12 protein-coding genes are annotated in these 13,636 nt (G+C 72.4%); 4 read left to right on the top strand and 8 right to left on the bottom strand.

The window, feature by feature from the left end; genetic code table 11:
* Window positions 1–33: 33 nt before the first annotated feature.
* From M4D82_RS10930 to M4D82_RS10920, 3 genes are all read right to left on the bottom strand, one after another.
* Window positions 34–588: a P-loop nucleotide/nucleoside kinase family protein gene (locus tag M4D82_RS10930; protein WP_249771685.1), complete on the bottom strand. Its 555-nt coding sequence runs from the start codon at window positions 586–588 to the stop codon at window positions 34–36.
* A gap of 105 nt (window positions 589–693) precedes the next feature.
* Entirely contained in the window at window positions 694–1,395 is a 702-nt protein-coding gene (locus M4D82_RS10925) for an HAD-IA family hydrolase (RefSeq protein WP_249765864.1), read from the bottom strand.
* Window positions 1,396–1,527: 132 nt separating this feature from the next.
* Window positions 1,528–2,283 carry a peptidoglycan-binding domain-containing protein gene (locus M4D82_RS10920; RefSeq protein ID WP_249765863.1) on the bottom strand — a complete coding sequence of 252 codons (756 nt, stop codon included), beginning with the start codon at window positions 2,281–2,283 and terminating at the stop codon, window positions 1,528–1,530.
* Between the two features lie 949 nt (window positions 2,284–3,232).
* Between M4D82_RS10920 and M4D82_RS10915 the strand changes: the two genes are divergently transcribed.
* The gene (locus tag M4D82_RS10915) at window positions 3,233–5,284 is read left to right on the top strand and encodes an MDR family MFS transporter (RefSeq protein WP_249765862.1); all 2,052 of its coding nucleotides are present in this window, start codon (window positions 3,233–3,235) and stop codon (window positions 5,282–5,284) included.
* A gap of 47 nt (window positions 5,285–5,331) precedes the next feature.
* Here the strand turns inward: M4D82_RS10915 and M4D82_RS10910 are convergent, their stop codons facing one another.
* Window positions 5,332–5,874: a GNAT family N-acetyltransferase gene (locus M4D82_RS10910; protein WP_249765861.1), complete on the bottom strand. Its 543-nt coding sequence runs from the start codon at window positions 5,872–5,874 to the stop codon at window positions 5,332–5,334.
* A gap of 110 nt (window positions 5,875–5,984) precedes the next feature.
* On the opposite strand from M4D82_RS10910, the gene M4D82_RS10905 reads away from it, so the two are divergent.
* Complete coding sequence (locus tag M4D82_RS10905) at window positions 5,985–6,380, top strand: nuclear transport factor 2 family protein (RefSeq protein WP_249765860.1); 396 nt, start codon at window positions 5,985–5,987, stop codon at window positions 6,378–6,380.
* Window positions 6,381–6,488: 108 nt separating this feature from the next.
* Here the strand turns inward: M4D82_RS10905 and M4D82_RS10900 are convergent, their stop codons facing one another.
* The gene (locus M4D82_RS10900) at window positions 6,489–6,818 is read right to left on the bottom strand and encodes an antibiotic biosynthesis monooxygenase family protein (RefSeq protein ID WP_249765859.1); all 330 of its coding nucleotides are present in this window, start codon (window positions 6,816–6,818) and stop codon (window positions 6,489–6,491) included.
* Between the two features lie 184 nt (window positions 6,819–7,002).
* Here M4D82_RS10900 and M4D82_RS10895 point away from each other — a divergent pair, with 184 nt between their 5' ends.
* The gene (locus M4D82_RS10895; RefSeq protein ID WP_502988903.1) at window positions 7,003–9,042 is read left to right on the top strand and encodes a bifunctional glycosyltransferase 87/phosphatase PAP2 family protein; all 2,040 of its coding nucleotides are present in this window, start codon (window positions 7,003–7,005) and stop codon (window positions 9,040–9,042) included.
* A 175-nt stretch (window positions 9,043–9,217) separates the two neighbouring features.
* On the opposite strand, the gene M4D82_RS10890 is transcribed toward M4D82_RS10895, so the two are convergent.
* Window positions 9,218–10,471, bottom strand: a complete 1,254-nt coding sequence (locus M4D82_RS10890; RefSeq protein WP_249765858.1) for a cytochrome P450 — start codon at window positions 10,469–10,471, stop codon at window positions 9,218–9,220.
* A gap of 286 nt (window positions 10,472–10,757) precedes the next feature.
* Here M4D82_RS10890 and M4D82_RS10885 point away from each other — a divergent pair, with 286 nt between their 5' ends.
* Entirely contained in the window at window positions 10,758–11,927 is a 1,170-nt protein-coding gene (locus M4D82_RS10885) for a steroid 3-ketoacyl-CoA thiolase (protein ID WP_249765857.1), read from the top strand.
* 144 nt (window positions 11,928–12,071) lie between these two features.
* On the opposite strand, the gene M4D82_RS10880 is transcribed toward M4D82_RS10885, so the two are convergent.
* Together M4D82_RS10880 and M4D82_RS10875 are read right to left on the bottom strand one after the other, a co-directional pair.
* Window positions 12,072–12,476 (bottom strand): aggregation-promoting factor C-terminal-like domain-containing protein, encoded by a 405-nt coding sequence (locus M4D82_RS10880; protein ID WP_502988902.1) that lies wholly within the window; start codon window positions 12,474–12,476, stop codon window positions 12,072–12,074.
* 296 nt (window positions 12,477–12,772) lie between these two features.
* The gene (locus tag M4D82_RS10875; protein WP_249765855.1) at window positions 12,773–13,627 is read right to left on the bottom strand and encodes an ECF transporter S component; all 855 of its coding nucleotides are present in this window, start codon (window positions 13,625–13,627) and stop codon (window positions 12,773–12,775) included.
* Between the last annotated feature and the right edge of the window lie 9 nt (window positions 13,628–13,636).

Raw genomic sequence — 13,636 nt, 5'->3', positions numbered from 1 at the left:
GCACGCCCCGGCCCGTCGGCCCGCCCCGCGCGATCACGATCCGTGGGCGGAATGGGGCCTGATCCACCCCGTGGCGGCAGCCACCTCCTGGGCGATGTCCACGACCAGCCGGCCGTCCGTTGCCACCCGCACGGTGTTCGCCGGGGCCCGCCGGTCCAGGAGGCGTGCCTTGCGGACACTGCCCGCCAGTTCCTGTTCCAGCTCCGAGCCGAGTTCCCGGCCCGTCAGCCGCTCGCGGGCCGTGGCGTCGGAGGCGGTGAGCAGGACGCGGGTGATCCGTACACCGGCCCCCATGGCGCGTTCGAACATGCCCGTCGCCTCGGGCAACACGCTCGCCGTGTTGGTGTAGATCAGCCGTCGGTAGCCGTGCCGGGAGAAGTTCGCCCAGACGGCGGTCAGGTTGCTCTCGGTGATCTCCGAGCGGTGCGGATCGCCTTCGGGTGCCGGATGCACCTGCCCCATGAAATCGCCCTCGACGATCGCGTGAGGAACGGCCGCGGCGCGCAGCAGTACGGAAACCTCCCACCCCACGGTCGTCTTGCCGACGCCGGCCCGCCCGCCGATGAGCAGCACTGCCGGGGTGTCCATGCCGTCGATGCGGTCCATGCCGTCCATGTCGTCCATGGGAGCAGCGTGGCGGTGCGCGACCGGCCCGCGCGATCGGATTTCCAATCCGCCCTACGGGCGGAGCGCTCAGGCGGCCGGGGTGGTGAGGGTCAGGTGGATGGCGCCGTCGGGGGTGGTGGCCACGTGGACCGACGTCAGGTCGGGGACGTGGGCCGTCGGGCCGTGGGCGGCGGCGCGGGGGCCGATCCCGATCACGCGCATCCCGGCGGCCAGGCCCGCGGCGATGCCGGCGGCGGAGTCCTCGAACACCAGGCAGTCGGCCGGGTCCACGCCCAGTTCGGCGGCGCCCTTCAGGAAGCCCTCGGGGTCCGGCTTGCTGGCGCCGACGGACTCGGCGGTGACGCGTACGGCCGGCATGGGCAGGGCGGCGGCCGTCATCCGGGCCGTGGCCAGGGCGGCGTCGGCCGAGGTGACCAGGGCGTGCGGGAGGTCGGCGATGGCGGCCATGAACGCGGCGGCGCCGCCGATCGGGACGACGCCGTCGGTGTCGGCGGTCTCGCGGGCGAGCATCACGGCGTTCTCGGCGTGGTTGAGCTCCATCGGGCGCTCGGGCAGCAGGATCGCCATCGTGGCGTAGCCCTGGCGGCCGTGGACCACCTTGAGCGCCTCCTGCGGGTCCAGCCCGTGGGAGACGGCCCACTCGCGCCAGCAGCGCTCGACCACCGCGTCGGAGTTGACGATGGTGCCGTCCATGTCCAGGAGGAGGGCCTTGGCGGTGAGGACGACGGGGGTCGTGGTGGTCGCGGTGGCGGTCGTGCTGGCCGGCATCGGCGGGGCTCCAGACGGGCGGGAAAAGAGAACAAGTGGTTCCGTCCACCGGTCAGGGAGTGCGGACGGAACCACTTTGTTCCTTCACGATACAAAACCCGGGGTGGTTCGCGCCACCGAAGACGGAGTGACCTATCCCTCCAGGGCGCGCCGGGTCGCCGGGCCGTAGACGCCCCACGGGTCCTCGTAGACCTCGCTTTCGAGCTGGAAGTCCTCGACGGCGCTGCGCGTGGAGCGGCCGAAGCGGCCGTCCTGCCGGCCCCGGTAGAGGCCGCGGTCCGCCAGCAGCCGCTGGAGCTCCTGCACCTCGGCGCCGGAGTCCCCGTAGCGCAGCGTCGGCGCCTGGGCGGGCGGCGGCGGGGGCGGCTTGGGGCTCGCGGAGCGGCCGGCGCTCGCCGAGGGGGTGGGGGTCGGCGGGGCCGAGGAACGGGACGCGCTCGCGGACGGGGACGGCGAGCGGGAGGCGGCGCTCGCCGAGGGGGACGCCGTCACGGAGGCGGACGGGCTCTGCGGGGCGCCGTCCGTCGAGGCGGAGGGGGAGGCGGAGGCCTCCGCCGCGGCGGCGGGGGCGGAGGGATTCGCGTCGGCCATGGCCGTGTCGTCGGACCCCGAGCCGGAGAAGAGCACCACGCCGAGGCCCACCGCTGCCGCCGCCACCACCGCGGCGGCGATGCCCGGCAGCAGCCGGGACCGCTGCTTGGCGCCGACACCCGCGGCGGGCGTGTACGCCTGCGCGGCGGGCACGGCCCGCAGCCGCACGGTCCGATCCGCCGGCGGCGGTACGGGTATCCCGTACGCGGGCGTGTCCGCCCCGCCCGGCACCGCCGGCAGAACGCTCGTAGGCTCCTCGGCCGGGAACGCCGCCGATCCGTACGCCCCGCCGGCCACCCCTGCACCAGCCGGCGGCTCGCCCGGAAAGACCCCGGCCGAGGAGCCGGCCGGGAACGCGTCGGGGAAGTCCGCCGGGAACTGGGCCGGGGAGGTCTCCGGGAGCCCTGCCGGCCAGGGCGTTGGGATGCCGGCGTGGGGCTCGGCCGGGTGCGTAGCTGTGGAGTCCCCGGGGTGGGTGGCCGGGGAGCCGGCCGGGGGCTCGGTTGAGGATGCGGCGGGGGTGTCCGCCGGGAACTGGGCCGGGGAGGTCTCCGGGGGCCCTGCCGGCCAGGGCGTTGGGATGCCGGCGTGGGGCTCGGCCGGGTGCGTAGCTGTGGAGTCCCCGGGGTGGGTGGCCGGGGAGCCGGCCGGGGGCTCGGTTGAGGATGCGGCGGGGGTGTCCGCCGGGAACTGGGCCGGGGAGGTCTCCGGGGGCCCTGCCGGCCAGGGCGTTGGGATGCCGGCGTGGGGCTCGGCCGGGTGCGCAGCCGTGGATTCCCCGGGGTGGGAGCCCGTCGGGGGCGCGGTCGGGTCCGCCGGGGAGCCCGCTTGTGGTTCGCCCGGGATGGCGGCCGGCGCGTCGGTGAAGATCCGGGCCGGGGGGTCGGCCGGTGGCAGGTACGGGGAGCCCGCCGGGGGTGCGGTCGGGGTCGGTGGGGGGTAGGGCGGTGGGGGTGACGAGGGGGTGGGGTGGGGGGCGGCGGGGGGTGGGAGGGGTTGGGCGAGGTACGGGCGTATGCGGAGCGGGTTGAAGCCCACCCCCGGCGGGCACGCGCAGCCGGCGCTCTCGACGCCGCAATCTGGACAGCGCTCAGCGCTCACTGGAATCCCTCCCTGGGCAATGCCTGCGATTATGCAGACCCCTCCCGTCCCACCCAACCCCCTCCGAGAGGCCATAACGGGACACACCGCTCAGGATGGAGATGTTGTCCCGGTTGATCCCGCCAAAGGCCCGAGGAGGAGTCCGATGGCTCAGGACGTGACCACGTCGTCCGTGGACCCCGGCCCCCGCTCCGAGCACGCCTCCCGTGAGGTGCTCGTCTCGATCGGCGCCCTGTTGCTGGGCCTGCTGATCTCCTCCCTCGACCAGACGATCGTCTCCACCGCCCTGCCCACGATCGTCAGCGAGCTCGGCGGCATGGAGCACCTGTCCTGGGTGGTCACCGCCTACATGCTGGCGTCCACCGCCGCGACCCCGCTGTGGGGCAAGCTCGGCGACCAGTACGGCCGCAAGAAGCTCTTCCAGTACGCCATCGTGCTCTTCCTGATCGGCTCCGCCCTGTGCGGCATAGCCCAGAACATGCCGCAACTGATCGGCTTCCGCGCCCTCCAGGGCCTGGGCGGCGGCGGGCTGATGGTGCTGTCGATGGCGATCGTCGGCGACATCGTCCCGCCCCGCGAGCGCGGCAAGTACCAGGGCCTGTTCGGCGCCGTGTTCGGTGCGACGAGCGTGCTCGGCCCGCTGCTCGGCGGCCTGTTCGTGGACCACCTCTCCTGGCGCTGGGTCTTCTACATCAACCTCCCCATCGGTCTGGTCGCGCTCGCCGTCATCGCCGCCGCCCTGCACATACCGGTCCGCTCCGAGCGGCACACCATCGACTACCTCGGCACCTTCCTCATCGCCTCCGTCGCCACCTGCCTCGTCCTCGTCGCCTCCCTCGGCGGCACCACCTGGGCCTGGGGCTCGGTCCAGGTCGTCTCCCTCGCCGTCCTCGGCGCCGTCCTGCTCGTCGCCTTCGTCCTGGTCGAACGGCGGGCCGCCGAACCCGTCCTGCCCCTGGGCCTGTTCCGCATCCGCACCTTCACCCTCTGCTCGGTGATCAGCTTCGTCGTCGGCTTCGCGATGTTCGGCGCGATGGTCTACCTGCCGACCTTCCTCCAGGTCGTGCGGGGCGTCTCACCCACCATGTCCGGCGTCCACATGCTCCCGATGGTGTTCGGCCTGCTGATCGCCTCCACCGTCTCCGGGCAGATCGTCAGTCGCACCGGACGCTGGAAGGTCTTCCCGATCCTCGGCACCGGCATGACGGCCCTCGGGCTGCTGCTCCTGCACCAGTTGCACCGCACCAGCTCCGACCTGGAGTTGAGCACCTACTTCTTCGTCTTCGGCGCCGGCCTCGGCCTGGTCATGCAGGTACTCGTCCTGGCCGTGCAGAACGCCGTCAGCTATGCCGACCTCGGTGTCGCCACCTCCGGTGCCACCTTCTTCCGCTCCATCGGCGCCTCCTTCGGCGTCGCCATTTTCGGCACGATCTTCACGAACCGGCTCGACGACAAGCTGAACGCCGCCCTCGCCGGCCTGCCACTGCCGCCCGGGGCCACCCCACAGCGGCTGGAGGCGGACCCCCGGGCCGTCGTCCTCCTGCCGCCCGAGATCCGCCCCCGGGTCCTGGACGCCTACTCCTCCGCCATCACCGATGTCTTCCTCTACGCCGCGCCCGTGGTCCTGGTGGCCTTCGTCATCGCCTGGTTCCTCAAGGAGGACAAGCTGCGCGGCTCCGTCACCGCCCCCGACGTGACGGAGACCCTGGCCTCCAACCCCGTCCAGCGCTCCTCCCGGGACGAGGTCGCCCGCGCGCTGTCGGTCCTCGGCACGCGCGAGGGCCGCCGGCACGTCTACGAGAAGATCACCGAACGGGCCGGCTACGACCTGCTCCCCGCCGCGAGCTGGATGCTGCTGCGGATGGCCAGGTACGGCTCGGTCGAGCCGGCGCTCCTCGCGGAACGCACCTCCGTCCCGCTCAAGGTCATCACGGACGCCGCCCGCCAGGTCGAGGAGCGGCGGCTCGCCGTCCGCGACGGGCTGCCGTTGATCCTCACCGACCGGGGACGGGAGGCGGCCGCCAGACTGGCCGCCGCCCGCCGGGAGTCCCTCGCCGAACTGCTCGGTGATTGGTGGGGCCCCGACCGACCCACCGACCTGGTCGCCCTGGTCGAGGAGCTGAACCGGGAGCTGTGCGGTTCCGAGGCCGAGGAGCCCTACGACACCCTGCCGCGCCGGGACCACGCCGCCCACTGACGCACGCCCAGCCCCAAGCGGGAGCAGCCCCAGGCGAGAGCGCAGCCCTACGCGGGCACGGAGCCCGGCACGAGCGGCTTCTCGAACCAGTGCTCCGCATACGGGCCGGAGTTGTACGCCGGTATCTCCCGGTACCCGTGACGCGCGTACAGCGCGCGGGCCTCCACGAGGTCGCTCCGGGTGTCCAACCGCACCCGCTCGGCGCCCAGGGCGCGGCCCGCCTCCTCCAGCGCGGCGAGCAGCGCCGCCCCGCCGCCGGTGCCCCGGGCGCGCGGATCGACGTAGATCCTCGTCAGCTCGGCGGTGCGCGGGTCGAGCAGGCGTATGCCGGCGCAGGCCAGGGGCACGCCACCCCACCGACCCACGAGGAACGAGCCGGTCGGCGGGGTCAGGTCGTCCGCCGGGAAGTCGAGGAGCCCCTCGTCGATCTCGGCCTCCGTGACGGACCTCTTCCAGTACCGGCCCGCCACCTCCGCGTAGTACGCGCGCCGCAGCGCGGTCGCGTCCGGGGTGTTGAAGGCTTCGGCGACGACGCTCCACCGGGGGGTGGCTCCGTCGCCCGTCTCGCTGATGATCACGTTCCTGTCCATGACGCCATTGTGGGGCGCCCTTCCCGCCCCCCGCGTGGAATATCCACAGGCACGGACCGATGATGGGAAAAGGTGAAAATCAGGCCTATGGATGGAGGGTGTGAAACGTCATGTCGCAGCATCCTGACTGTGCCCTGATCCACCGTGGCTACGAGGCCTTCGGTGCGGGGGACATGGAGAAACTGGGCGCGCTGATGACGGCCGACGTCATCCACCACGTACCCGGCAACAACCCGCTCTCGGGACACCACAAGGGACGGGACGCCGTCCTCGACCTCTACCGCCGGCTCGGGGAGGAGACGGGCGGCACCTACCAGGTCACCCTCCATTCCGTCATGGCGGACGGCCGCGGACACGCCATGTCCTTCCACACCGTCCGCGCGGACCGGGGTGACCGGGGCATCGAGATCCGCGAGGGCCTCTTCTTCACCATCGTCGGAGGCAAGATCACCGACATAGACGAGTGCACCGAGGACATCGACGAGCACGACGCCTTCTGGAGCTGATCCGGCCTCCGGACCCCCCGTGGGGTGTGCGGGGCCGGGCTGATCGCCACCCGGACCCGCACGTCACGCTTCACGCGTCACCCTTTCACGCGTCACACGTCCCGCGCGTCACGCCTTCTTCGGCGCCGCCTGCTGCACGACCTCGAACGACCACACCGTCGACGCGGAGGCCGCCGGCTTCGGACGCTCCGCGCCCCCCTCGCCGCCACCCTGGTGCGCCGCCTTCATCGGCCCCTCCATCCACGCCTGGAAGTCCTCCTCGGACCGCCACCGCGTGTAGACCAGGTACTGGTCGGTGCCCTCGACGGGCCGCAGCAGCTCGAACCACTCGAACCCGTCCGAACCCTCCACCGCGCCCGCCCGCGAGGCGAACCGCCGCTCCAGTACTTCCCGCTGCTCAGCCGGGACGGTCAACGCGTTGATCTTCACGATGCTCATGCCGCCCATCCTGCCGTACGGCAGCGGCACTACGAGGCGACGGCTACGCGCCAACCGCCACGCTCGCCATCCCGGATACGTCGCGCGGGATATCGTCGGCACCCCAGGTAATGAACCGGGAGACGAAACGCGGCAGCCAGGCGAAGTCAGGGTTGCGGTCGACAGGGCGGGAGGACGGCGAGGCGTGGCTAACGCGGCGGAGCGCAGCGGTGCGAACGGACATGCCGGAGTCATAGGCGGTGGCGGCAGCGGCAGACTCGGGGCGGTGCGCCTCCTGCTGTGGGCACTGGCGGCCGTGCTCACCATCCGGCAGGCCGCCGCCGTGCTGAGCGTGCCACCGGGCGAGTGGCTGAGCGGCTTCCACCTCCCCGGCAGCCTGCCCGGCTCCCTCTACGACGCCGCGCAGTTCACCGGGACCCCCTTCGCGGGGCTCGTCCTCAAGCCGCTCGTCGGCCTCGCCGCCCCCTCCCTGGAGGTGGCCTGGACCTGTGTGACGCTGCTGTTCGTCGCCGGGATCGGGCTCGTCGCCGCCCGCGCGCTGCCCGATCCGGTGCCCCGCCGCACCGCCTGGTTGGCCGCGCCCGTGCTGGTCGCGCTGATGATGGTCTCGCTGCCCGTCCGCGAGGCCGCCTCCCCGGGGCAGACGGCCGTCCTGCCCGTCCTGCTGGTGCTGCTCGCCTTCTTCCGGGTCCCCGGCGAACGCCCCGCCGGCTTCCTCGTCGGCCTTGCCGCCGCCCTCCAGCCGGCGCTGCTGCTCTTCGCGCCGCTGCTGTGGCTCTCCGGCCGCCGCCCCACCGCCAAGGCCGCCGCCGTGACCTTCGCCGGCGCCACCGCGCTGTCCTGGGCGTCGCTGCCGCGCGACTCGTGGACGTACTGGGTCGAACACCTCGCGGGCACCGGCCTCGGCGGCGCCCCCGACAGCCTCGCCAACCAGTCCGTCCACGGCGCCCTGCTGCGCTTCGGCCTCGGCGGCCCGCTGGAGATCGCGCTCTACCTGACCCTCGCCGCCGCGATCCTCTGGTTCGGCCTGCGCCGCGCCGCCGGCTACGCCCGCGACGGTCAGCTGCTGCTCGCCGTCGCCGTCACCGGCTGCGTGGCCGTCGCCGTGTCCCCGACCGGATGGCGCCACCAGCTGCTGTGGGTGCTGCTCGCCGTCGCCGGCAAGGTGGGTCGGCGCGCCGCCGACCGGCCCGTGTGGCCCGTCGCCGTCGTGCTCGCCATGACCCTGCCGAGCGACGTCCTGCTGCCGAACCTGGCCGCGCTGGCCCCCGTACGCGACAACGTGCTGCTCCTCGCCGCCCTCGCCGCCGCCTGCGCCGTGCCGTTCCTGCCGCGCTCCTCGCCCTACTGGCACGAGCCCGTGCCCACGCGCTACGGGCACCCCGCGCCCGCGCGCTGGGCGCGCGTGCCGCTGCTGCCGTTCTGGCGACGGGTGCTGTCCCGCCCGAACCTGCTGCTGGAGCTGCTGCTGATACGGGTCGGCTACTCGCTCTACTCGCACATCCGCGCCGCCGCCCCCACCAGCCGTTCCCTCGCCGAGGGCAACGGCAGCCAGATCCTGGGCATCGAGCGGGCGCTCGGCATCGACATCGAGCACGCGGTGAACCAGGCGGTCGTGAACACGCCCTGGCTGGAGGCGTTCTTCAACTTCTACTACACCTCCTTCCACTTCGTGGTCCCGCTCGCGATCCTCGCGGTCCTCTACTGGCGCCGCCCCGGCGACTACCGCTGGGCGCGCGCCTCGCTGGGGCTGGCGACGGTCATCGCGCTGGCCGGTTTCTGGCTGTACCCGCTCGCGCCGCCGCGCCTCATGCCCGGCCTCGGCTTCGTCGACACCGTGCACGGGGTGCAGGACCTCGCGAACCCCTCCTACGGGGCGATGACCGCGATCTCCAACCAGTACGCGGCGATGCCCTCGCTGCACTTCGGCTGGTCCCTGTGGTGCGGGATCGTGATCATCACGCTCGCGCCGAAGGGCTGGCAGAAGCTCCTCGGCGCACTCCACCCCACGATCACGGTGTGCGCGATCGTGGCCACCGCCAACCACTGGGTCCTGGACGCGGTCGGCGGCGCGGCGGTCGTCGGCGCCGGCTTCGGCCTGGTCTACGTGCTCTCCGGACCGCGCGGGCTGCGGGTCGCCCTGCCCGGTCAGCGCGCGGGGGCCGAGCCGGCCGCCCAGGGCGAGGACGCCGCACGGGTGCCGGAGCCCGCCCGCAGCCGGTAGAGCACCGACCCACGCGCGCACGCGCCCCCGGCACAGGTGGCACGGGGGTACGGGCTTCCGCATCGCGGCGCCGGGGCGCCGGGGCATCGTCGCCCCGGCGCCCCCGCGGTGGATCGCCGCGTCCTGTCAGGATCGGGCCCCCGGCCCGATCCCGCCACTCGGGGCCGGGCCGCGTCTAAACGGCCTGGCCGTGGCTGACCCGGAGTTCCTTGATGCCGTTGAGCCAGGCCGCCCGCAGGCGCCTCGGGGCCTCGCCGCTGAGGCGCAGGTCGGGCAGGGTGTCGGCGAGGGCGTTGAAGATCAGGTCGATCTCCATGACGGCCAGGGACTTGCCCAGGCAGAAGTGCGGGCCACCGCCGCCGAAGCCGAGGTGCGGGTTCGGGTCGCGGGTGATGTCGAAGACGTCCGGGTTCTCGAAGACCTCGGGGTCGTGGTTGGCGGAGGAGTAGAACATGCCCACCCGGTCGCCGGCCTTGATCTTCTGCCCGCCCAGTTCGGTGTCCCGGGTGGCGGTGCGCTGGAAGGACACCACCGGGGTGGCCCAGCGGACGATCTCCTCGGCCGCCGTGGCCGGCCGGGTCGCCTTGTACAGCTCCCACTGCTCGGGGTGGGTGAGGAAGGCGTGCATGCCGTGGCTGATGGCGTTGCGCGTGGTCTCGTTGCCCGCGACCGCCAGGAGCAGCACGAAGAACCCGAACTCGTCGGAGCCCAGGTTGCCCTGGCCCTCGGCCGCGACCAGCTGCGTGACGATGTCCTTGGCCGGGCACTCCTTGCGCTCTGCGGCGAGGTTCATGGCGTAGCCGATGAGTTCGACGGCCGCGTTGGAGCCGACCTCCTCGGTGATCGCGTACTCCGGGTCGTCGTAGGCGATCATCTTGTTCGACCAGTCGAAGATCCGCGTCCGGTCCTCCTGCGGTACGCCGATCAGCTCGGCGATCGCCTGGAGCGGGAGCTCGCAGGCCACCTGCGTGACGAAGTCGAAGCTGCCGTCCGCCGAGGCCTCGCGGGCCCCCTCGGCGATCTTGCGGGCCCGCTCGCGCAGGGCCCGTTCCAGGCCGCGGATGGCGCGGGGGGTGAAGCCCCGCTGGACGATCTGGCGTACGCGGGTGTGCTCCGGCGGGTCCATGTTCAGCATGATCAGCCGCTGGGCGTCTATCTGTTCGCGTTGGACGTGCGCGTTGAAGCGGATGATCGCGGTGTTGGTGGTGGAGGAGAAGAGCTCCGGGTGCGTGGAGACGTACTTGACGTCCGCGTGCCGGGTGACGGCCCAGTAGCCGTCGTCGTCGAAGCCGGTGATGCCCCGGGGTTGCGGGCACCACCAGACGGGCGCCGTCCGCCGCAGCTGTGCGAACTCGGGGAGGGGGACCCGCTCTTGGAGGAGGTCGGGGTCGGTGGCGTCGAAGCCTTCGGGCAGCGCGGGACACGACATCGGGCGACTCCAAGGTCTGACGGCCCATCAGAATTTGGCTTGAAGGTAGTAACGAGTTCCAGAAGAGACAAGGGTTCCCGCGTCAACTGTTGCGTGTGGAATCCGTGTAAGCCGCGTGCAAGACCCTTGCGTGCCGAGGCTCCGGGTCATAAGACTGCGGAGGAGGAACTAGAACGCGTACTAGTTCGGGCGGGGCGCCGGGACGGTCCGCCCCGACGGCGCTGTGCCGTACAGCTGTGCCGTACAGACGCGTGTGCCGTACAGACGCGCAGGAGAGGACGAGCTCATGGCCGCGGAACCCGTCATCGTCGAAGCCGTACGCACCCCCATCGGGAAACGCGGGGGCGCCCTGGCCAACCTCCATCCCGCCTACCTCCTCGGCGAGACCTACCGCGAAGTCCTCGCGCGCACCGCCATCCAGCCCGACTGCGTCGAGCAGATCGTCGGCGGCACCGTCACCCACGCCGGCGAGCAGTCCATGAACCCGGCCCGTAACGCCTGGCTCGCCATGGGGCTGCCCTACGAGACCGCCGCGACCACCGTGGACTGCCAGTGCGGCAGCTCCCAGCAGGCCAACCACATGGTCGCCAACATGATCTCCGGCGGGGTCATCGACATCGGCATCGCCTGCGGCGTCGAGGCCATGAGCCGGGTCCCGCTGGGCTCCGGCTCCAAGCACGGACCCGGCAAGCCCTTCCCGGACGAGTGGAACGTCGACCTCCCGAACCAGTTCGAGGCCGCCGAGCGGATCGCCCGCCACCGGGGCCTGACCCGCGAGGACGTCGACCGGCTCGGCGTCCTCTCCCAGGAGCGGGCCGCCGCCGCCTGGGCCGAGGAACGCTTCAAGCGCGAGACCTTCGCCGTCCAGGTGCCGACCACCGAGGCCGAGCAGGCCGCCGGCCAGGGCATGTGGCGACTGGTCGACCGCGACGAGGGCCTGCGCGACACCAGCATGGAGGGTTTGGCCCGGCTCAAGCCGGTCATGCCGACCGCCGTGCACACCGCCGGGAACTCCTCCCAGATATCCGACGGGGCCGCCGCCGTGATGTGGGCCTCGCGCAAGATGGCCCGCGCGCTCAAGCTGCGCCCGCGCGCCCGGATCGTCGCCCAGGCGCTGGTCGGCTCCGACCCGCACTTCCACCTGGACGGGCCGATCGACGCGACCCGGGCCGTGCTGGGCAAGGCGGGCATGTCGCTCAAGGACATCGACCTCGTGGAGATCAACGAGGCCTTCGCCTCCGTCGTCCTCAGCTGGGCCAAGGTCTTCGACCAGGACCTGGAGAAGGTCAACGTCAACGGCGGCGGCATCGCGCTCGGCCACCCCGTCGGCGCCACCGGAGCCCGACTGATCACCACCGCGCTGCACGAGCTGGAGCGGCGGGACAAGGAGTTCGCGCTGATCACCATGTGCGCGGGGGGCGCGCTGGCGACCGGCACGATCATCCAGCGCCTCTGACGTACGGCGTCGCGTCGGACGTTGCGCGGCGCGGGCGCGCACGAACCCTGTGGGATGGGATGCCGAAGGCCCCGGGGGCCGGACCTGGGGAGGTCGGCCGCCGGGGCCTTCGCGTGAGCTTTTCCGGTGTTGAGCCGGGGCGGCCTAGTACCAGTGGTTGGCCTGCCAGAAGTTCCAGGCGCCGACCGGGCTGCCGTAGCGCTCGTTCATGTAGTCCAGGCCCCACTTGATCTGGGTGGCCGGGTTGGTCTTCCAGTCCGAGCCGGCGGAGGACATCTTCGAGGCCGGCAGGGCCTGGACCAGGCCGTACGCACCGGAGGACGGGTTCGTCGCCGTGTGGTTCCAGCCGCTCTCGTGCGAGATGATCTTGTCGAAGGCGGCGAACTGGGCCGGGTCCTTGATCATCTGCTGGGCGATCGCCTTGGCACTCGTCGGGGCCGCCTGGGCGGGAACGGCGGCGAGCATGGAACCGGCGACACCGAGGGCGACGACGGTACCCGCGAGGGTCTTCTTCGAAGCGGCGATGCGGCGGATGACGGCGTTGGACACGGATGAACCTTCCGAAGGGGACAAGGACCGTCGCGGCATGCCGAAGACATGCGTGAGCCACTCACGCGGAGGAGAGGGGTTCGTCGGTGGCGGGTGAAGCACCCGACCGCCTTGCGACTCATCCAGTTAGACAGACCCCCGGGGGCCTGGCAACGAGCCCTGTTACTACGGAGCCTCGCAGTGGGGGGCGCGCGGCCCGGCCCGGTCCGAGCAAACACCCGGCTTGAGGGCCCACTATTCCGCTTCGTATGTGACGTGGGTCCTGTGGGGCGCCTCACCGCCGGCGCCCCCTTTTCTCACCGAAAGCTACGGTTCGTACCCCTTTTGGGGGCGTGGTCGAGCGGCGGTTCCACGCCCGATTCGAAGGAGACGGGCGCGTCGAACGCCGCTTTCCGTGTGGCCCGGCGCAGCGCCTTCAGCAGGGTCCCGCCGAGGGTCAGCGTCAGGACGACGGTCAGCGCGGCCCGCCCCAGGTCCCAGCCGAGCGAGGTCGCCAGGCAGTACGCCACGAAGCGCGCGAGGTTCTCGCCGACCGGGGCCCCGGGGTGGAAGGAGACCCCCTGGCCCATGCCCTGCAGGATCACCCAGCCCTGGAGGTTCATGATCGTGCCGTACGCGAACGAGCCGAGGAATCCGTACGCCGCGAGCATCGCCAGCTCGGCGCGCCCCCGGATCCCCGTCGCTCCGGGCAGCAGCCCGGCGCCCAGCGAGAACCAGCCCAGGGCCAGCATCTGGAACGGCATCCACGGCCCCACGCCGCCCGTGAGCAGGGCGGACGCGAACATCGTGACGGAGCCGAGCACGAAGCCGAAGCCCGGACCGAGGACGCGACCACTCAGCACCATCAGGAAGAACATGGGCTCCAGCCCGGCCGTGCCGGCCCCCAGCGGTCTGAGCGCCGCGCCCACGGCGGCGAGTACGCCCAGCATGGCGACGGCCTTGGCGTCCATGCCCTGGTCGGCGATGGTCGCCACGACCACGGCCACCAGGAGGGGGAGCAGGGCGGCGAAGAGCCAGGGGGCGTCCTCGGAGTGGGCCAGGCCGGACTGGCGGTCGGCGAGGAGGGGCCAGCCGAAGGCGGCGATGCCGATGAGGGTGACGAGGAGCAGGGCCGCGGCGGCGCGGGGGCCGATGCGGAGGGGGCGGCTCATGCGGCTCAC

It is taken from the genome of Streptomyces sp. RerS4, assembly GCF_023515955.1.
GTDB lineage: Bacteria > Actinomycetota > Actinomycetes > Streptomycetales > Streptomycetaceae > Streptomyces.
This window is presented reverse-complemented; position numbering and strand designations above follow the sequence as displayed.

What these genes read in the sequence shown, in the direction of transcription:
- M4D82_RS10930 (WP_249771685.1), bottom strand. Translation starts at nt 588, where the DNA reads ATGGACACCCCGGCAGTGCTGCTCATCGGCGGGCGGGCCGGCGTCGGC.
- M4D82_RS10925 (WP_249765864.1), bottom strand. Translation starts at nt 1,395, where the DNA reads ATGCCGGCCAGCACGACCGCCACCGCGACCACCACGACCCCCGTCGTC.
- M4D82_RS10915 (WP_249765862.1), top strand. Translation starts at nt 3,233, where the DNA reads ATGGCTCAGGACGTGACCACGTCGTCCGTGGACCCCGGCCCCCGCTCC.
- M4D82_RS10910 (WP_249765861.1), bottom strand. Translation starts at nt 5,874, where the DNA reads ATGGACAGGAACGTGATCATCAGCGAGACGGGCGACGGAGCCACCCCC.
- M4D82_RS10905 (WP_249765860.1), top strand. Translation starts at nt 5,985, where the DNA reads ATGTCGCAGCATCCTGACTGTGCCCTGATCCACCGTGGCTACGAGGCC.
- M4D82_RS10900 (WP_249765859.1), bottom strand. Translation starts at nt 6,818, where the DNA reads ATGAGCATCGTGAAGATCAACGCGTTGACCGTCCCGGCTGAGCAGCGG.
- M4D82_RS10890 (WP_249765858.1), bottom strand. Translation starts at nt 10,471, where the DNA reads ATGTCGTGTCCCGCGCTGCCCGAAGGCTTCGACGCCACCGACCCCGAC.
- M4D82_RS10885 (WP_249765857.1), top strand. Translation starts at nt 10,758, where the DNA reads ATGGCCGCGGAACCCGTCATCGTCGAAGCCGTACGCACCCCCATCGGG.
- M4D82_RS10875 (WP_249765855.1), bottom strand. Translation starts at nt 13,627, where the DNA reads ATGAGCCGCCCCCTCCGCATCGGCCCCCGCGCCGCCGCGGCCCTGCTC.